General features: G+C 62.8%; 16 protein-coding genes. 10 read left to right on the top strand and 6 right to left on the bottom strand.

The features are described 5' to 3' along the window. Nucleotides 1-107 precede the first annotated feature (107 nt). A complete protein-coding gene (locus tag RLEG4DRAFT_RS01900; RefSeq protein WP_003574963.1) occupies nt 108-1646 on the top strand; it encodes a DHA2 family efflux MFS transporter permease subunit in 1539 nt (512 codons plus the stop codon). 103 nt (nt 1647-1749) lie between these two features. Next, on the top strand, nt 1750-5037 hold the full coding sequence (locus tag RLEG4DRAFT_RS01905; RefSeq protein WP_003574965.1) for a GH36-type glycosyl hydrolase domain-containing protein: 3288 nt from the start codon (nt 1750-1752) through the stop codon (nt 5035-5037). Between the two features lie 4 nt (nt 5038-5041). On the opposite strand, the gene RLEG4DRAFT_RS01910 is transcribed toward RLEG4DRAFT_RS01905, so the two are convergent. The 3 genes from RLEG4DRAFT_RS01910 to kduI form a co-directional block, all read right to left on the bottom strand. Then, nucleotides 5042-5785 carry a FadR/GntR family transcriptional regulator gene (locus RLEG4DRAFT_RS01910; RefSeq protein ID WP_003574966.1) on the bottom strand — a complete coding sequence of 248 codons (744 nt, stop codon included), beginning with the start codon at nt 5783-5785 and terminating at the stop codon, nt 5042-5044. Between the two features lie 159 nt (nt 5786-5944). Beyond that, complete coding sequence (gene kduD / locus RLEG4DRAFT_RS01915; RefSeq protein WP_280803110.1) at nt 5945-6709, bottom strand: 2-dehydro-3-deoxy-D-gluconate 5-dehydrogenase KduD; 765 nt, start codon at nt 6707-6709, stop codon at nt 5945-5947. Further along, nucleotides 6706-7542, bottom strand: coding sequence for a 5-dehydro-4-deoxy-D-glucuronate isomerase (gene kduI / locus RLEG4DRAFT_RS01920; protein WP_003574970.1), 837 nt, complete (start codon nt 7540-7542; stop codon nt 6706-6708). The genes kduD and kduI overlap by 4 nt, the downstream gene beginning before the upstream one ends. An 88-nt stretch (nt 7543-7630) precedes the next feature. On the opposite strand from kduI, the gene RLEG4DRAFT_RS40650 reads away from it, so the two are divergent. Next, complete coding sequence (locus tag RLEG4DRAFT_RS40650; protein ID WP_171898167.1) at nt 7631-7942, top strand: hypothetical protein; 312 nt, start codon at nt 7631-7633, stop codon at nt 7940-7942. Nucleotides 7943-8091: 149 nt separating this feature from the next. On the opposite strand, the gene RLEG4DRAFT_RS38300 is transcribed toward RLEG4DRAFT_RS40650, so the two are convergent. After that, a complete protein-coding gene (locus RLEG4DRAFT_RS38300) occupies nt 8092-8238 on the bottom strand; it encodes a DUF1127 domain-containing protein (RefSeq protein ID WP_003563760.1) in 147 nt (48 codons plus the stop codon). Nucleotides 8239-8427: 189 nt separating this feature from the next. Then, nucleotides 8428-9408, bottom strand: coding sequence for a 3'-5' exonuclease (locus tag RLEG4DRAFT_RS01925; RefSeq protein WP_003574974.1), 981 nt, complete (start codon nt 9406-9408; stop codon nt 8428-8430). A 113-nt stretch (nt 9409-9521) separates the two neighbouring features. Between RLEG4DRAFT_RS01925 and RLEG4DRAFT_RS01930 the strand changes: the two genes are divergently transcribed. Together RLEG4DRAFT_RS01930 and RLEG4DRAFT_RS01935 are read left to right on the top strand one after the other, a co-directional pair. Next, the gene (locus RLEG4DRAFT_RS01930; protein ID WP_003574976.1) at nt 9522-10790 is read left to right on the top strand and encodes a flavin monoamine oxidase family protein; all 1269 of its coding nucleotides are present in this window, start codon (nt 9522-9524) and stop codon (nt 10788-10790) included. 225 nt (nt 10791-11015) lie between these two features. After that, nucleotides 11016-12047 (top strand): aldo/keto reductase, encoded by a 1032-nt coding sequence (locus RLEG4DRAFT_RS01935; protein ID WP_003574977.1) that lies wholly within the window; start codon nt 11016-11018, stop codon nt 12045-12047. Between the two features lie 49 nt (nt 12048-12096). On the opposite strand, the gene RLEG4DRAFT_RS01940 is transcribed toward RLEG4DRAFT_RS01935, so the two are convergent. Further along, nucleotides 12097-12948 carry a helix-turn-helix domain-containing protein gene (locus RLEG4DRAFT_RS01940; RefSeq protein WP_003574979.1) on the bottom strand — a complete coding sequence of 284 codons (852 nt, stop codon included), beginning with the start codon at nt 12946-12948 and terminating at the stop codon, nt 12097-12099. A 191-nt stretch (nt 12949-13139) separates the two neighbouring features. On the opposite strand from RLEG4DRAFT_RS01940, the gene RLEG4DRAFT_RS01945 reads away from it, so the two are divergent. From RLEG4DRAFT_RS01945 to RLEG4DRAFT_RS01965, 5 genes are all read left to right on the top strand, one after another. After that, the gene (locus RLEG4DRAFT_RS01945) at nt 13140-14249 is read left to right on the top strand and encodes an ABC transporter ATP-binding protein (protein ID WP_003574982.1); all 1110 of its coding nucleotides are present in this window, start codon (nt 13140-13142) and stop codon (nt 14247-14249) included. A gap of 22 nt (nt 14250-14271) precedes the next feature. Next, the gene (locus tag RLEG4DRAFT_RS01950) at nt 14272-15432 is read left to right on the top strand and encodes an ABC transporter substrate-binding protein (RefSeq protein ID WP_003574984.1); all 1161 of its coding nucleotides are present in this window, start codon (nt 14272-14274) and stop codon (nt 15430-15432) included. 174 nt (nt 15433-15606) lie between these two features. After that, nucleotides 15607-16473, top strand: coding sequence for an ABC transporter permease (locus RLEG4DRAFT_RS01955; protein WP_003574985.1), 867 nt, complete (start codon nt 15607-15609; stop codon nt 16471-16473). Continuing rightward, entirely contained in the window at nt 16473-17282 is an 810-nt protein-coding gene (locus RLEG4DRAFT_RS01960) for an ABC transporter permease (protein WP_003574987.1), read from the top strand. The genes RLEG4DRAFT_RS01955 and RLEG4DRAFT_RS01960 overlap by 1 nt, the downstream gene beginning before the upstream one ends. Nucleotides 17283-17294: 12 nt before the next feature. Then, a complete protein-coding gene (locus tag RLEG4DRAFT_RS01965) occupies nt 17295-18056 on the top strand; it encodes an SDR family NAD(P)-dependent oxidoreductase (protein WP_003574988.1) in 762 nt (253 codons plus the stop codon). Nucleotides 18057-18113 lie beyond the last annotated feature (57 nt).

Consider the following 18113-nt stretch of genomic DNA (forward strand, 5'->3'; position numbering starts at 1 on the left):
TGATGCCTTTGCCCTGATATGCCGGTTGACATGTCGATCGTCTCGATCGCAAACATGATGGCTATTCCCAACCGGGGCAGAAATGCCGCGCGCCGCGGGGCCATCGCATGGAACGAGTTGAGCCTGCCCATCCCGATGCAAGGCCCGCCATCATCTGGCTCGGCTTCATCGCCATGTGTATCGGCATGTTCATGGCGATCCTCGACGTTCAGGTGGTGGCGACGTCGCTACCGACCATCCAGTCGGCGCTGGATATCGGCCCGGATCAGATGAGCTGGATACAGACGGCCTATCTGATCGCCGAAGTGGTGGCGATCCCGCTCACCGGCCTGCTGACGCGGCTGCTTTCGATGCGATGGCTGTTCGTCGTCGCCATCAGCCTGTTCGTCGCAGCTTCCGCCGGCTGTGCTGCCAGCAGCAGTTTCGGTGAGCTGGTCGTCTGGCGGGTGCTGCAGGGCTTTTCCGGCGGAACCCTGATCCCCTCGGTGTTTTCAGCCGTGTTCATCCTGTTTCCGAACGAGCGGCAGGCGCTGGCGACGACGATTGCCGGCGTATTGGCGGTGCTGGCGCCCACGGTCGGACCGATCGTCGGCGGATGGCTGACCGAAACCTATTCCTGGCACTGGCTGTTCCTGATCAACATCCTTCCGGGCATTGCCTCGGCCATCCTGGCGGCACGCTTCCTGCCGAAGCAGGCGGCCGATCCGTCCGAACTCAGGCATCTCGACGGCCTGTCGCTGCTGTTGATGGCAACCGCGTTGACGACGCTGGAACTCAGCCTGAAAGAGGCGCCGACCAGCGGCTGGACCTCGGCCTATGTGCTGAGCCTGCTGGCGGTCTGCGTCGTGTCGGGAGGTGCGTTCACTGGGCGAACGCTCCGCCGAAACCGGCCGGTCGTCGATCTCGGCAATTTCGCCGATCGGAATTTTCTCGTCGGCTCGGTTTTGAGTTTCGTGCTTGGCATCGGCCTATTCGGCTCGGTCTATCTGATGCCGGTGTTTCTCGCTTTCGTCAGAGGCCACGACGCGCTGGAAATCGGCATGACGATGCTGGTCACCGGCATCGCCCAGCTGATCACAGCGCCGGTCGCGGTCGCGCTGGAGAAGCGCATGGATGCGCGGCTGCTGTCGGCTATCGGTTTTGCCCTATTTGCGATCGGTGTCGGAATGAGCGGATTTCAGGATCCCCGTTCGGATTATGACGCAATGTTCTGGCCGCAGGTGGTGCGCGGCGTCGCTATCATGTTCTGCCTGCTGCCGCCGACGCGGCTGGCGCTCGGCACGCTTCCGCCCGATCGCATTCCCGACGCCAGCGGCCTTTTCAATCTGATGCGCAATCTCGGTGGCGCCATCGGCATCGCTCTGATCGACACCATCATCTACACCCGCTCGGAACCGCTCGGACAGAGCCTCTGGGCGCGCCTTCAAGCCGGTGACCTCAAGGCGGCGACATTCGTCGGCGCGCCGGCGGAGATCGTGTCAGGACATAGCGGCAGTTTCGATGCCGATGCGACGGCGCTGCTCGATCCCCTGGTCCAGACCGCGGCAAGCGTTGAGGCGATCAACGAGGCCTGGATGGTTGTCGCCATCCTGACCGGCTGCGCCTTGCTTTGCATACCCTTTGCCAAGCGGCCGGCACCGACGTGAAAACCGTCGCGACAGGTTGCCGATCTCAAGATCGCCGCTAAGATTTCTCTCAACCATTTGCGTCATCCTCCAGTTCCCTTTGAAACGAATCCACGAGATATCAATGGCTCCGGACCTCAAGCGCAGTTTTCAAATGCCCCGACGCGAACAGCTCGGCCTGTTCACGATCAGCAACGGTTCCGGCCTGTCGATATCGGCGCTGCCGAACGGCACGCTGTTTGCGATCGAATATGCCGACGACAAGGGGTCGGTGCAGATCAACCAGATCCAGGGTTCGCCCTTGTTCGGCGGCATCGGTCGGCTTTATCTGCGCGTCGGTGGCAAAAGGCCCGATGTCGTCGAGATCGTCGGGCCGGGTGCCGATGGCGGCTTCGGGCATGATGCGACGAGCTTTTCCTGGAGCGGCAAAGCCGGCGATGTCGGCTACAACGTCCGCCTGGCGCTGCATCCCTCCGAAACGGCCTGGTTCTGGCGTGTCTCGATCCAGCATCTCAAGGATGTAACGGTACCGGTGGATCTGGTGCTGATCCAGGATGTCGGTCTTGGCGATCGCGGCTTCCTGATGAACAGCGAGGCCTATGCCTCGCAATATGTCGATCACCACATCGCCAATCATCCGACAATCGGCCCTGTGCTGATGAATCGGCAAAATCTCAAGCAGGGTGGCGGCCGCAATCCCTGGCTCGTCCAGGGCTGCCTCGATGGGGTGGCGGCCTATGCCACGGATGCGATCCAGCTGGTGCAGGCGAAAGGCCGCCTCGGCGACCTGCTGGTCGGCCCATACGGCACCAGCCTGCCGAGCGAACGGCGGCAGCAGGAGACGGCCTGTGCCGCCATCCAGTCGAGACCGCTCTCGGGTCCGGCAAGCGGCGCGACTGCGACCTTCTTCGCGGTATTTTCCGCAGATCATCCCGAGGCGTCTGGCGACGCCGACCTTTTACGCCTCGATGGGCTGGCGGCGCTGGAGGGCGCCGCCGGCGATCTCGCAGAGACGGCGGCGGTCCGCAGCCTGCTCCAGGATGCTGCCCTGCTGAAGGTCGAGGCGCTGGACAAGAAGGCGATCGGCCAGCTCTATCCCAAGCGAAGCCTGGAAGAGCGCGTCGATGGAAAGCTGCTGTCGTTTTTCGTGCCGGATGGCGCTCTGAACCGCCACGTCGTCCTGCGCGAGAAGGAACTTTTGGTCGCGCGCCGGCACGGCGCGATCGTGCGTAGCGGTCAGAACATGCTGCTCGACGATTCCACGCTTGCTGCGACCTGCTGGATGCAGGGCATTTTCGCCGCACAGCTGACTATCGGCAATACCTCCTTTCACAAGCTCTTTTCCGTGTCCCGCGACCCCTACAACCTGACGCGCGCCAGCGGGCTGCGCATCATGGTCGATATCGGCGCCGGCTGGCAGCTGCTGGCGGTGCCGTCGGCTTTCGAAATGGGGCTCAGCGACTGCCGCTGGATCTATCAGTGCGCCGACCGGACGATCACCATTGCGGCGGCCGTCTCCGGCGAGGACGCCGCTATGCAGTGGACCGTCTCGGTGGAGGGTAAGCCCTGCCGCTTCCTGGTGTTCGGCCATGTCATTCTCGGCGAGCGCGAATATGACGCCGGCGGCCAGATCGAATTCGACAGATCAGGCAAACGCATCCTTTTCCGGCCGGATCTAGCCTGGCTTTGGGGCGAGCGGTATCCCGACGCTAGCTACTGCCTGGTGAGTTCGACGCCCGATGCCATCGAAGAGATCGGCGGCGACGAATTGCTTTATACCGACGGGATTGCACGCGACGGCGCATTCGTCGCGTTGCGCTCCCGACCGACGCAGGCGCTTTGCTTCGCCGTCGTCGGCTCGATGACCGATGCTGCTGAAGCCGAGCGGCTGGCGGAGCGCTATGAGGCCGGTGTGACAAGTGAAGCCATGCTGGCCCCCGCATCGACGTTCTGGCGCAACGCCGTGCGCGGTGTGACGATCGACAGCCCCTCGCCCGACCTTGCCGCGCAGACGACCCTCCTGCCCTGGCTCGCGCATGACGCCATCGTGCATCTGAGCGTGCCGCACGGCCTCGAGCAGTATACCGGTGCCGCCTGGGGCACACGCGACGCCTGCCAGGGCCCGATCGAATTCCTGCTCGCCTATGAGCATGATGGCGAGGCCAAGGAGGTGGTGAAAACAGTCTTCAGCGAGCAATATCTGAACGACGGCGACTGGCCGCAATGGTTCATGCTGGAGCCCTATGCCAATATCCGGGCGGGCGACAGCCATGGCGATATTGTCGTCTGGCCGCTGAAGGCGCTCTGCGACTATATCGAAGCGACCGGCGATCTCGCCATCCTCGGCGAGAAGGTTTCCTGGCGCGATGAAAAGACCATGCAGAGGTCTGAGAAGGCCAGCACCATCGCCACCCATGTGGAAAAGCTGCTCGATACGGTCCGCGAACGCTTCATCCCGGGAACACATCTGATCCGCTATGGCGAGGGGGACTGGAACGATTCCCTGCAGCCGGCCGATCCGCATCTGCGCGACTGGATGGTCAGCAGCTGGACCGTTGCCCTGCTCTACGAGCAGATTGTCCGCTATTCCGCAATCCAGCGCCGCCTCGGTCACGACGAGAAGGCCAAGTCGCTCAGAAAGGTTGCAACGGCGATGCGCCGGGATTTCAACCGCCATCTCATCCGTGACGGCGTCGTTGCCGGCTACGGCATCTTCGATCCCGCCCATGACGGCGTTGAATTGCTGCTGCATCCGAGCGACAAGCGCACCGGCCTCTCCTTCTCGCTGATCTCGATGACGCAGGCGATGCTCGGCCGGCTGTTCACGCCGGCGCAGCGACAGGATCATATGAAGCTGATCAAGAAGCATCTGCTCTTTCCCGACGGCGTGCGGCTGATGGAAAAGCCGGCGACCTATGCCGGTGGACCCGAGACGCTGTTTCGCCGCGCCGAATCCTCCTCCTTCTTCGGCCGTGAGATCGGGCTGATGTATGTGCATGCGCATCTGCGTTATTGCGAAACGCTGGCGCTCGATGCCGAGGCAGATGAGCTATGGAAGGCGATATCAGTCGTCAATCCCATTGCCGTCACCAATGCGCTGCCGCATGCTTCGCTGCGCCAGCGCAACACCTATTTCAGTAGCAGCGATGCGGCTTTCCCAGACCGCTATCAGGCCGAAGCCGAATGGAAGCGCGTCAAGGCCGGAAAGATCGCCGTCGACGGCGGATGGCGGATCTATTCAAGCGGCCCCGGGCTCTTCACCAGGAGCTTCGTCGAAAATATCCTGGGCTTCAAACGGCGCTTCGGCCGGCGCCAGCGCAAACCGCTGCTTCCCGCCGCTCACGCCTCCGTCGATCTGCAGACGGATCACGCCGGCTGGCGGCGGCTGCTGCGACCGAAGATCAAGCCGTAACAGTTCAGGACGAAATACTGGCGTCGCGCAGCTCTTCGAAGCGTGCGGCGCTCTTCGACAGGTGGCTTCGGATGGCGCGGCGCGCGGCGGCCTCGTCGCTATTGCGGATCGCCGTGAATATGGCGTGGTGTTCCCTGCGCATGCGGGCCGCATGGCGCTTGCGCTCGGCTGATGTCATCTTATCCAGGCGCGCCCATTGCCGCGGCACCATGATATCGCCGAACGTGTCGAACAGGCGGCCGTAATAGGAATTTTGCGTCGCGACCAAAATGGACCGGTGGAAGGCGTAATCCTCCTGCGCCCCGTATCCGCCCTCTTCGAGCGCCTTGTCGAGGGCATCGAGGCGATCCTGCATGCGGTCGAGATCTTCAGGCCTGCGCCGCAGCGCGGCAAGACCGGCGGCTTCGTATTCGACCCCCATGCGCAGCTCCAGCACGCGAAGAACCTCGTCGATCGACTGCAGGTCGTTCGGAATGATCGAGAAGGATCTCGGCGTCGGATCGTTGGCGACGAAAGCCCCAAGACCTTGCCGCGTGGTGATCAGCCCCTTGGCGCGCAGCGTCGCAAGCGCTTCGCGAACGATCGTCCGGCTGACGCCGGTCGCCCGCATGATCGCCTGTTCGGTCGGCAGGCGCTGGCCGGGCTTCAGATCGCCGGATTCGATCCGCGCCATCAGCGTGTCGGCAAGGCCGCTGCGCAGGTTCGGCGGCTGCCGGGTGGTAGTGACCGCGTTGTCTCTGTCCGTCATCCCTGTCGAATCCCGCCTGTCGATGCGGCTGCGCCGGCCGCTATGCTTTTGCTAACGCATGCCGGCAGCAAAGGCAAAACGACGTCGGTCACGCCAGCTCCATGCTTAAAGCGCCGCGCGCCTTTTCAGATGCGCGGCGGCGTCATCAAGTGGGGCGGATCACCGCGCCAGCCAACCGCCGTCGACCGGCAGCACCGTTCCATGCACGTAATCGGATGCCGATGATGCCAGGAACACGGCGGCGCCGCCGAGTTCGGCAGGCGTTCCCCAGCGTCCGGCTGGAATACGGGAAAGGATGGCGGCATTGCGGTCGGCATCCTCACGCAGCGCCGTGGTGTTGTTGGTGACGAAATAACCCGGCGCAATGGCGTTGACGTTGACGCCCTTGCCGGCCCATTCGCAGGCAAGCAGCTTGGTCAGTCCGGCAAGCCCGCTTTTCGAGGCGGTATAGGACGGGATACGGATGCCGCCCTGGAAGGAGAGCAGCGATGCGATGTTGATGATCTTGCCCCTGCCCTTGTCGACCATGTGGCGGCCGGCCGCCTGCGACAGGAAGAAGGCCGTCTTCAGGTTGACGTCGATCACCGCGTCCCAGTCTTCCTCGGTGAAATCGAGCGCATCGGCGCGGCGGATGATGCCGGCATTGTTGACGAGGATGTCGAGGCCGCCGAAGGTGCGGATCGTCTCGTCGACGATCCCCTTGACCGGCTCGATGGTGGCGAGATCGGCCTTGACGACATGGAAGCGGCTTCCCGCTTCCTTCACCAGCGCCTCGGTTTCGTCCATCGAGGAGCGGCCGACGGCGACGATCGCCGCACCGGCCTCTGCCAGTGCCGCCGCAATCGCCTGGCCGATGCCGGTATTGGCGCCGGTGACGACGGCGGTCTTTCCGGAAAGGTCGAAGGGATTGGCCACGGTGCTCACCTCAGATCCGCAATGGCGATATGGTCCATGTCGGTGAAGCTCTTATTGTCGCCGGCCATCGCCCAGATGAAGCTGTAGTTCTTGGTGCCGGCGCCGGAATGGATCGACCAGGGCGGCGAGATGACCGCCTGCTCGTTGGCGACCAGCATATGCCGGGTCTGCTGCGGCTCGCCCATGAAGTGGAAGACGCGCTGGTCGGCTTCTAGATCGAAATAGAGATAGGCTTCCATGCGCCGGTCATGCGTATGGGCAGGCATGGTGTTCCAGACGCTGCCAGCCTCGATCATGGTGAAGCCAAGGGTGAGCTGGCAGGACTGGCAAACCTCCGGGTGGATGAACTGGTAGATCGACCGCTTGTTGGCCGTCGCAGCTTCGCCCGGCGTCAGGTGACGGGCCTTTTCACGGGTGAGCAGCACGGTCGGATGCGTTTGATGCGCCGGCGTCGAGACGAGGTAGAATTTTGCCGGATTGGCGGCGTCGACGCTCTCGAAGCTGACGTCCTTGGCGCCCTTGCCGATATAGAGGCAATCATATTTGGCAAGGTCGTAGCTGGTGCCGTCGACGACGATGCGGCCGGCGCCGCCGATGTTCAGGGCGCCGAGTTCACGCTCGGCAAGGAAGGTTTCCTGGCCGATCGCCGTCGGCGCCGTCAGCGTCAGGCCGGGGCCAAGCGGCGTCGCGCCGCCGATGACCATGCGGTCGTAATGGGAATATGTCAGCCGGATCTCGCCGCCCGCAAAGACGGTTTCCACCAGAAAGTGGCGTCGCAGCGTCTCGGTGTCGTAATTGCGCACGGCCTCGGGATGGGAGGCGTGCCTCACGTCGATCTGCATGTCAAATTTCCTTCAGTTTCGTTGTCGTCACGCGTCTTTGCTCCAGCGAAGGCCCGTTCGCTCGGCAATGAACCGAATGGTTACATAGTTGTACGACAAGTTCGAAGTCAATATGTCATCGGCGCGCGACGCGCGGCGGCGCGGAAAAAGCCACGATCGCCGGGCGACGGATCGCCAGCGGTCGTTGTTCGGCGCGATCGGTCAAAAACGAAAAAAGCCTGCCGCGGGAGGAGGTGCGGCAGGCTTTCGTAAAAAACCGAACGACAGCTGGGAGGAGGAGTGCTGCCGTTCCCGCAGACGACCCTGGGAGGAGGATGGGCGCCTGCATATCGAAGGGATGCGGGAGGAGGTGCATCGCTTCGATAGAAATAATCATACTTATTTCTTGCTCAGTTGGTAGGCACTTCTTTGCAAGGCAGCTATGCGTTATGCGAAAAGCGGGAGGCTCCATCATCGGGATCCGATCCGCCGCAAGCCCAAAAGCAAAGCGCCCGCCTCGGAGAAAGCAGGCGCTGGCCAAGTCTTCGATAGTACTGAGTCTGCGGGCCGTTAGCGGGCGATGGCAGCGCGAGCGATGCTGTGGATGTCGCCGCGGCCGATGCCGAGGTCGTTCAATTCGCGCGTGGACATACGGCCCAGTTCGGCGACCGTCTGACGGTACTTGCGCCAGTTATTAAAAGAGCGTGCTACGTTCATGATGATCCCCTTTCGTGGGCTTTCGAAGCTTAGCTGCCAGTCCTTGGCGCTTCGTTCGCTTCGATGAGTTGTATATAGTACGAGCCCTTCGAATGTTGCAGCGCCAATGCATCACTGCACCTATGCGACACTTGCATGGGTCGTCTCTTTGGGGGAGTTGTTTCCGGTCAGTATCCGAGCGGTGCCCGGTCAGGATTTGAAACGGTCGAAGGCCGTCAGCCGCACGATCGGCGGTTCCGCCTCTTTCCACCGGTAAATGTCCGAGCGTAGATAAGAGAGTTCGTCGTCGAGATCGTCTTCGCCGACTTCGATCCACCAGGACTTCAGACGGCCGTCGCTGCCATCCGACCAGCGATAGCCCCTCGCCTTCAGATGATCCTTCATCTCGAATGGGCTGTGTTCGGCAAAGATGCGGATACGCGAGCGCTGGCTGGCACGGTAAAGCTCAGTGAACGGGCTTTCACCGTCGCGCTGATCTCGATCGAGGATTTCCAGCAGCGCGTGGCAGTCGTCGACGGCGCGATGGCCGTCATGGAAATAACCGGCCTGGCCGACGAGATAGCCGAGCTTGGTGCCTTCGAAGCCGCGGCCGCTCCAGTTGATCTCCGAATTCGAACATGCCCAGGCCTTGCCGGCGAACATTTTCGAAAAGGCCTCGCAGAACGGCCGATCGAATCCGGCATTGTGAGCGATGATCAGATCGGCCGGCTCGATCAGATCGCGCAGCGACTGAATGTCGATGACCTGTCCTTCGACCATCGCATCGGTGATGCCGGTCAGCCGGGTAATCTCGGGCGGGATCGGCCGCGACGGCTGTTGCAGGCCGCCATAGATGCCGACGACATCGCCGATCGCGCCGTCATCGTCGAATGTGAAGGCGACGGCGCCGATTTCGATGATCTCGTCGTTGCGGTGGTTGAGACCCGTCGTCTCCGTGTCGAGAATGATACCGAGCCGCGAAAATTCCGGCCGCCTGATGGATGCAATCGGCCGGGCGGTCAATTTTCTCAAGATGCGATAGTTGCCGCTCTGCTCAAGCGTCCGCGCCATCTCTTCTTCGGACCGGGCGGACGGCTGCGACGGCGACCGAGCCATCGGAGCACGCGCCTTGGCGATCGCCGGCGATGGCCTGGTAAACATGTCGAGTTGCGAATCTCTGTTCACGCTCATCAAACCTCTATGTCACGGAGAGGCGTTTTAATCCATCGCACCCCGGGTGCTATCCCCTTGCGTTTCGTCGACATGGAAGCTTAGCTGAGTGGTGAGCGATCGAAGGAGACTGCATGGCTGGTGACAACGGCAAGAGCGCCGACGAAGACGTCGTCATCATCGGCGCCGGTGCCGCCGGCATCGCCGCCGCCCGTCGCCTGCAGGCAATGCGTCCGGATCTTTCCATCCTGCTGCTTGAAGCCGGCGACCGTCTCGGCGGCCGTGCCTGGACCGTCGGATTGCCTGACGCCGGCGACATCGGGCTCGATCTCGGTTGCGGCTGGCTGCATGGGGCGCGGACCAACGCCTGGACGGCGATTGCCGGCGAGGTCGGATTGACGGTCGACCGCACACCGGCGCCCTGGAACGGCGGTCAGCGGCTGCAGCGGGACGAAGCGCAGACCCACGCCGCGCAAGAGGCGATCGGCGACTACTTCGAACGTCTCGAGAGCCATGAAGGCGATGACACCGATCTGGCCGAGATGCTCGAACCCGGCAATGCCTGGAACGGCCAGATCCGGGCAATCGGCACCTATATCACCGGCACCGAACTGGAACGCGCGTCGGTCGTCGACTACAACAGATATGACCCCGGCCCCGGCCCCGATTGGCGGGTACGCCAGGGCTACGGAACCTTGATCTCCCGTTACGGCAGGCCGGTTCGGGCAAGGCTCGGCGTCGAGGTCACGCGCATCGACCACCGCCATGCCGGCTATATCGACATTCAGACCAACCAGGGCAGGCTCAGCGCCCGCGCGGTGCTGGTCACCGTCTCGACCAACGTGCTTGCCGCCGGCAGGATCGCCTTCCACCCTCCCTTGCCTGAGAAGACCGAGGCGGCGGCGCGTTTGCCGCTCGGGCTCGCCGACAAGCTTTTCCTCAAGCTCGCATATCCGGAGGCGCTGTCGGCCGATACCCATATGCTCGGCTCGATCAGCCATGGCGCCACCGGCACCTATCAGCTTCGGCCGTTCGGCGCTCCGGTCGTCGAGGCCTATTTTGCCGGCGACCTCGCGCATGATCTGGAGCGGGAGGGTGGAGAGGCTGCGTTTTCCTTCGCCGCCGATGAACTGGCGGCACAATTCGGCGCTGAGATCCGCAAGCAATTGTCGGTGGCGGCGATCTCGGCCTGGGCCGCCGTGCCCCATATCGGCGGCTCCTATTCCTACGCCGAGCCCGGCGCCTCCGATCTGCGCGCGGTTCTCGCAGCCCCGCATGACCAGCGGATCTTCTTTGCCGGCGAAGCCTGTTCGGGCTCGCGTTATTCGACGGCGCACGGCGCCTACGAGACCGGCATTGCCGCAGCCGATCTGATTGCCGGCTCGCTGTCGCACCATCCATAACGTCGCCGGCTGCGGCGGCGGGTGGGAATATTTTTTTCCCACTTGTGGCAGGGGCGGGATTGGTTATGCTGCCCTCGCCCCTGCGCCGGATGTGCCCAGGGCGCCAGACGTCACCCGGCGGCAGCGGCCGCCTCAAGCTCGATATTGTCATTGATTGCGGAAGCCCCGGCTTCTACCCCGGCGATTTTGCGCGTCGGCTGCGGGCATCCGCATGAGGAGGAAGAAATGGATTATCGCAAGCTCGGTCCCAGCGGGACCGTCGTAACCGCCTATTGCCTTGGAACCATGACCTTCGGGGCGGAGGCCGACGAGGCGGCCTCGCACAAGCTGCTCGACGACTATTTCGCCTGGGGCGGCAATTTCATCGATACCGCCGACGTCTATAGCGCCGGCAAATCGGAAGAGATCATCGGACGCTGGCTGAAGGCGCGCCCGACCGAAGCCCGTCAGGCAATCGTCGCCACCAAGGGGCGTTTTCCGATGGGCAATGGCCCCAACGATATTGGCCTGTCGCGCCGGCATCTTAGCCAGGCGCTCGACGATTCGCTCCGCCGCCTCGGCCTCGAGCAGATCGACCTCTATCAGATGCACGCCTGGGACGCGCTGACGCCGATCGAGGAGACGCTGCGCTTCCTCGACGATGCGGTTTCCTCCGGCAAGATCGGCTATTACGGCTTCTCCAACTATGTCGGCTGGCATATCGCCAAGGCCTCGGAGATCGCCAAGGCGCGCGGCTATACACGCCCGGTGACATTGCAGCCGCAATATAATCTGCTGATGCGCGATATCGAACTCGAGATCGTCGCGGCCTGCCAGGATGCCGGCATGGGCCTGTTGCCGTGGTCGCCGCTCGGCGGCGGCTGGCTGACCGGCAAATACAAGCGCGACGAGATGCCGACCGGCGCCACCCGCCTCGGGGAAAACCCCAATCGCGGCGGCGAATCCTACGCGCCGCGCAATGCGCAGGAACGCACCTGGGCAATCATCGGCACGGTTGAGGAGATTGCCAAGGCGCGTGGCGTCAGCATGGCGCAGGTGGCGCTCGCCTGGACGGCGGCACGGCCGGCGATCACCTCGGTCATCCTCGGCGCCCGCACGCCCGAACAGCTCGCCGACAATCTCGGCGCCATGAAGGTCGAGCTCTCCGGAGAGGAAATGGCAAGGCTTAACGAGGTCAGCGCTCCCCAGCCTTTGGACTATCCCTACGGCAAGGGCGGCATCAACCAGCGCCATCGGAAGATCGAAGGCGGCCGCTGAGCCTTCCGGCCAAAACCTGTGAAACCCTAGAAGCGGACAAGGCTTCGGATTATCGACCGGCACTTTGGGGTGCCGGTCGATCGCCAGCGCTGCCGAATGTCTTAAGATAGATCGACAAAAGCTGCGTCTGTGAGGAGATGCCGAGCTTGCGGTAGACATTTCGGCGGTGAACCTTCACCGTTCCCGTCGAGATATTGAGCCTGAGGCCAATCGATTCCGACGAATGTCCCTGCAACACGAGATCGACGATGGCGGTTTCGCGGCTCGTCAGCTTGAGGTCGCGCCAGACGGTGTCGGCCGGCTGCAGGACCTGCGCCGCTGCGCCGCGTTTCTTACCCCGCATGCCGGCCTCAAGCTGTGCGTCGAAACGGGCACCAAGGCCTGGCCAGAAATGCCGGACGAGTCTTGCCACCAAAGGCTCTGCCTTTTTCAGGAGCGCGAATTCGGCCGGTGGAAATGGTCCGGTCTTTTCCCGTCGCATCAGCGACAGCACGACGGTGATGTCGTCGTCGAGCGTGACGAAGAAGCCGATCTCTTCGGCAAGCCCGGTCTGGACGTAATAGCTTCGATAATATTCGCTGGAGAAAAAGCGATCTGGCGCCAGCTCGCGCATCCGGAAGACGCCGGACCGGCGTGCGCGGGCGGTTTGGTAGAACGGGTCGAGCAGATAGGGGCCGATCTGGTAGAGGGTGACGAAGACGACGTTTTCTTCGGGGTCGAAAGTGCTGTACAGATCGATTGGCAGCTCCTTGCCGCGATAGGCGAAGACAACGACGTAATCGAAACGCACCAGCGCCGCCATCATCCGGCGGAAGGTCTCTCCGAATTCGGCGTCGGTCATGACGGACTTGCCGACGGTGGCGTCGAACGACTGAAACAATCCCTCGAGATCAATGCTCACCGCCAGCCTCCCTCAACCATTGCCATGAAACGCGTACAGCATCCATATACACCTCCGACGAAGAGAAATCGGGAAGAATACCTCTTTCGGGGTATATACCGCGCAGGAAGCTCAGGCTTAGTCTTTCCTCAACGACGGTGGCAAAAAGGCAGCGATAGACTGCCCGTACCAACCAACCGCGGGGAACAGACGTGACATCCGTTTCGACGAACGATATCGAATTCCGTTCGGTCACCAAGAATTATGGCGCGGTGACCGCCGTGACCGACATAAATTTGAATGTGCCAAAGGGCGCGTTCCTCGCTTTGCTCGGCCCTTCTGGCTGCGGCAAGACCACCTGTCTTCGCATGATCGGCGGCTTCGAGCAGCCAAGCGAAGGCGCCGTGCTGATCGATGGGCTGGAGATGAACGGCGTGCCGGCCTATCGCCGCCCCGTCAACATGGTTTTCCAGCAATACGCGCTGTTTCCGCACTTCAATGTCGAACAGAACGTCGCTTACGGCCTGAGGCAGATGCGGCCAAGGATCGCGGCCGCCGAGATTGAACGCCGCGTGGCCGAAGCGCTTGAGATGGTCCGGCTTGGCGGTTTTGCCAAGCGGCGTATCCACGAGATGTCCGGAGGTCAGCAGCAGCGCGTGGCGCTGGCACGGGCGATCGTCAACAGGCCTTCGGTGCTGCTGCTCGATGAGCCGCTGGCAGCACTCGACAAGAAATTGCGCTCGGCCATGCAGATCGAATTGCAGACCCTGCAGCGCGAGCTTGGCATTACCTTCGTGCTCGTCACCCATGACCAGGAAGAGGCGCTGTCGATGGCCGATGTCGTCTGCGTCATGAGTGCCGGACGTATTCGCCAGCTCGGCACGCCGCAGGAGGTCTACGACCGCCCCGCCGATCTCTTCGTCGCCGATTTTGTCGGCAAGACCAACCGGATCGGCGCGACGATGGAAGCTGACGGCGTGACGCTGCGCCTTGCCGATGGCTCGGCGTTTGCCGCCGGTACGCGGCCCGGTCTCACGCCGGGCGAGGCCATCGTCGCGATCCGCCCGGAGGCGATCCGGCTGACGCGGGCGGCTGTCGGCGGCACATCCTTTGCCGGCACGGTTACGCACCGCATCTTTCTCGGCTCTTCGGCCGAATACGCCATCACCGTCCCGGGGCTGGGCGATTTCCTCGTCACCGCCGACCGACGCAATATGAACGAGAGCGATCTGGTCGAGCCGGGCGAAGCCGTCTTCCTCGGCTTCGATCCTCGCATGGCCCACGTCTTTCCAGGCGGGGTCGCTCAGGCATCGAGTGCATAAACCAGAACAAGGGAACAGCAACATGAGCAAAGACTACAAGGATAATCTGCCCATTACTCCTGAAGGCTTCATGGACGAGTTCATGCGCCTGAAGCGCGGCTCCGTCAGCCGCCGCCACTTCCTCGGCGTGACAGGCCTCGGGCTTGCGACTGCCGTGCTGTCGCGTTTCCCGGGCGCGCTGTCGAGCCCTGCCTATGCCGAGGATCTCGGTACCCAGATGTCGATCGCCACCTGGCCGAATTACCACGACCCGGCGACCTTCGAGAATTTCAAGGCGGCAACCGGCGTTGCCGTCGAGGTCAATGTCTTCGGTTCCAACGAGGAGATGCTGGCGAAACTGCAGGCGGGCGCCTCCGGCTGGTCGCTTTTCGTGCCGACCAACTACACGATCTCCACCCATCACAAGCTCGGCCTGATCGATGAGCTCGATCTGTCCAGGATTTCGAATTTCAGCCAGGCGACCGAAAATCCGCGCTTCACCAAGGAAGGTATGATCGACGGCAAGACCTATGCCGTGCCGAAGAACTGGGGCACGACAGGCTTCTCGGTCAATACCGCGAAGATCAAGACCAAGCTGTCGACCTGGAAGGATTTCTTCGAGATCGCCCAGACGGAAGCCGATGGCCGCGCCATGGTGCATGATTACCAGCTGACGACGATCGGCAGCGCACTGGTTTCACTCGGCTACGGCTTCAACTCGATCAAGCCGGACGAACTCGCCAAGGCCGAGGAACTGCTGATCAAGGTCAAGCCGCACCTCTTCGCGATCAACAGCGATTACCAGCCGGCGATGCGCGCCACCGACGCCTGGCTTACCATGTGCTGGACCAATGACGGCGCGCAGCTCAACCGTGACATTCCCGAGATCGCCTATGTGCTCGGGACCGACGGCGGCGAGATCTGGACCGACTATTACGCTATCCCCAAGGACGCGCCGAACAAGGCGGCGGGTTATGCGCTGCTCAACTATTTGATGGACCCGGCCAATGCCGTCAAGGAGCACATCGCCAACGGTGCGCCGACCACCGACAGCCGCGTCATCGCGCTGCTGCCGAAGGAGATCACTTCGAACAAGATCGTCTATCCCGACGAGGCGTCGCTGACGCCGCTGGAATTCGGCGCTGCGGTGACGCTGACCGATCCCGGCCGCGCCGAATTGATGGCACGCTTCAAGTCGGCTTGATCTTCCTCTGACGTCGCCTCTTGTCCTTCTCCCCAGCGCGAGAAGGGCCGGAGCGCAAGCGAGGCGATGAGGGGATGCGAAGATCGCCAGCGAAGCCAGCCTGAGCGAAGGCGAAGGCTGGTTGGCGTCCTGCCCTCATCCGACCCTTCCAAACCAACCTGAGACGACTGCCATATGCCCTTTGCACCGAACACGAAAAAACGCCTCGTCACAGCCGCGCTCGTCGCGCCGGCCAGCGCCTGGCTCTTCGTGTTCCTGGTACTGCCCTTCATCGCCATCATCGTCTTTGCTTTCGGCGAGCGGGCGCCCGAGGGCGGTTACCAGGCGGCCTTCACCTTCGCGCAGTTCGCCAATCTCGGCTCGCGTGCCGCCGCCTTCAAGAACACGCTGATCCTTGCGCCGATCGGCGCCTTCGCCTGCCTGCTCGTCGCCTATCCGGTCGCCTATTATCTGGCCGTCAAGGCAAGCGCCAAATACCGGCTGCTGCTGGTCTCCCTCGTCGTCGTGCCGTTCTGGACCAGCCTTCTCGTGCGCACCTATGCCTGGATGTATATCTTGGGTGCCCGAGGCATTCCGCATCTGCTGGAGATGGTCGGCATCGAGAATGTCAGGCTGCTGAACACGCCGGGCGCCGTGCTGCTCGGCATTGTCTATGGCTACCTGCCGCTGATGATCATGCCGATCTATGTCAGCCTCGAAAAGCTCGACCGCCGCCTGCTGGAGGCCTCCGCCGATCTCGGCGCGCGGCCGCTTTCGACCTTCTTCGGCATCACGCTACCGCTGTCGCTTCCAGGCGTGATGACCGGCATCGCCCTCGTCACCATCCTGTTGCTCGGCGAATATCTGATCCCGCAGCTGCTCGGCGGCGGCAAGGTCTTCTTCATCGGCAATGCGCTGGTCGATCTCTTCTTGCAGTCACGCAATTGGCCGTTCGGCTCGGCAATCGCCGTCACCCTCGTCGTCGTTGTCGTCATCGTGCTACTGATCGCCATGCGCATCGCCTGGCGCGTTGCCGGCACCCGCCAGGTGGATCTCGTCTGATGCGCGCGCTGGTTACCGCAGTCTATCTGTTTCTCTACACGCCGATCGCGCTCGTCGTGCTGTTCTCCTTCAACGCCGGCCGCAATGCCAGCGAGTTCACCGGTTTCTCGACGCAATGGTATGGCAAGGCGCTCGCCAACACCTTCCTGATGGAGGCCCTGCAGAACAGCCTGATCATCGCCTTCACCAGCGCCGGCCTTGCCGCCGTTTTCGGCACGATGGCGGCGATCGGCATGGAGCGGCTCGGCGCCCGCACGCGGGCGATCTTCGACGGGATGTTCGCTGCGGCGATCGTCGTGCCTGGCGTCGTCATCGGCATCGCGACGCTGGTGGCGCTCGTCGAGGTCTTCGGCGTCGTCAATCCGCTGATTGCCGCGGTCTGGCCAGGCGAACAAGCGCCGAAGCTTTCGCTGGGCTACGGTTCGATCATCGCCGCTCACGGGCTTTTCACCATGGCGCTGGTGACGATGATCGTCAAAGCGCGTATCGCCGGCCTCGGCCGTGACATCGTCGAGGCGTCGAGCGATCTCTACGCCACGCCCTTCAACACCTTCCGCCAGATCGTGCTGCCGCAGATCCTGCCGTCGATCCTGGCCGGCTTCCTGCTCGCCTTCACCTTCTCCTTCGACGATTTCATCATCGCCTTCTTCGTCGCGGGCTCGAACACGACGCTGCCGATCTATGTCTTTGCCTCGATCCGGCGCGGCGTCACGCCTGAGATCAATGCCGTCGCCACCATGGTGCTCATTGCATCGCTGGGACTTATCCTCATCGCGCGCTTCCTGATGCGCGAGAAAACAACAAACTGAACGGGAAACACCATGATTCTTGAAAATCGCGTTGCGATCGTCACCGGGGCGGGATCGGGTATTGGCCAGGCCGGTGCGTTGATCATGGCAGGCGAAGGCGCAGTCGTGGTGGTGGCGGACCTCAGCGCCGCCAATGCCGCCGAAACCGTCGGCCGGATCCAGGCGGCCGGCGGCAGGGCCGAGAGCCTCGTTCTCGACGTGACCGACGATGCAGCGCTCGAAGCCGGCATCGCCTCGGTCGCCGAACGCCACGGCCGCATCGACATCCTTCACAATCACGCCGGCGCTCAAGTGGCGGGCGATCTGGAACAGGTGGCTGTCGAGGGGTTTGACAGGTCGTGGAGCCTGAACGTCAGAGCGCATTTCATGGCGGCGCGCTTCGTCATGCCGCTGATGAAGAAGGCCGGCCGCGGTGTCATCCTCAATACGTCTTCCTCATCTGGCGTGCTCTACGACCGCGAGATGATCGCCTATACCACGACGAAACATGCGGTCATCGCGATGACGCGGCAGATGGCGGGCGACTACGCCGGGTATGGCGTCCGCGTGAACGCGCTCTGCCCGGGCTGGGTGGATACGCCGTTCAACGACCCGTTCATCGCCCAGATGGGCGGGCGTAGCGCGATCGAAGCCTATATCGCCGAGAAAGTGCCGCTCGGGCGCTGGGCTGATGTCTCCGAGATTGCCGAGCCCATTCTCTTTCTCGTCTCTGACCGCTCGTCCTACATGACGGGGCAGATCCTTGTCGTCGACGGCGGCGAGACCATTGTCTGACGTCTGGCCCGCCCCATCCAACGCAAAAAGCCGCCATGTTTCCATGGCGACTCTTCT

The organism is Rhizobium leguminosarum bv. trifolii WSM2297 (assembly GCF_000271845.1).

Excerpts from the sequence above, each read along its gene's own strand:
- RLEG4DRAFT_RS01900 (WP_003574963.1), top strand. The coding sequence starts at position 108 with ATGGAACGAGTTGAGCCTGCCCATCCCGATGCAAGGCCCGCCATCATC.
- RLEG4DRAFT_RS01905 (WP_003574965.1), top strand. The coding sequence starts at position 1,750 with ATGGCTCCGGACCTCAAGCGCAGTTTTCAAATGCCCCGACGCGAACAG.
- RLEG4DRAFT_RS01910 (WP_003574966.1), bottom strand. The coding sequence starts at position 5,785 with ATGACGGACAGAGACAACGCGGTCACTACCACCCGGCAGCCGCCGAAC.
- kduI (WP_003574970.1), bottom strand. The coding sequence starts at position 7,542 with ATGCAGATCGACGTGAGGCACGCCTCCCATCCCGAGGCCGTGCGCAAT.
- RLEG4DRAFT_RS38300 (WP_003563760.1), bottom strand. The coding sequence starts at position 8,238 with ATGAACGTAGCACGCTCTTTTAATAACTGGCGCAAGTACCGTCAGACG.
- RLEG4DRAFT_RS01925 (WP_003574974.1), bottom strand. The coding sequence starts at position 9,408 with ATGAGCGTGAACAGAGATTCGCAACTCGACATGTTTACCAGGCCATCG.
- RLEG4DRAFT_RS01930 (WP_003574976.1), top strand. The coding sequence starts at position 9,522 with ATGGCTGGTGACAACGGCAAGAGCGCCGACGAAGACGTCGTCATCATC.
- RLEG4DRAFT_RS01935 (WP_003574977.1), top strand. The coding sequence starts at position 11,016 with ATGGATTATCGCAAGCTCGGTCCCAGCGGGACCGTCGTAACCGCCTAT.
- RLEG4DRAFT_RS01950 (WP_003574984.1), top strand. The coding sequence starts at position 14,272 with ATGAGCAAAGACTACAAGGATAATCTGCCCATTACTCCTGAAGGCTTC.
- RLEG4DRAFT_RS01955 (WP_003574985.1), top strand. The coding sequence starts at position 15,607 with ATGCCCTTTGCACCGAACACGAAAAAACGCCTCGTCACAGCCGCGCTC.
- RLEG4DRAFT_RS01960 (WP_003574987.1), top strand. The coding sequence starts at position 16,473 with ATGCGCGCGCTGGTTACCGCAGTCTATCTGTTTCTCTACACGCCGATC.
- RLEG4DRAFT_RS01965 (WP_003574988.1), top strand. The coding sequence starts at position 17,295 with ATGATTCTTGAAAATCGCGTTGCGATCGTCACCGGGGCGGGATCGGGT.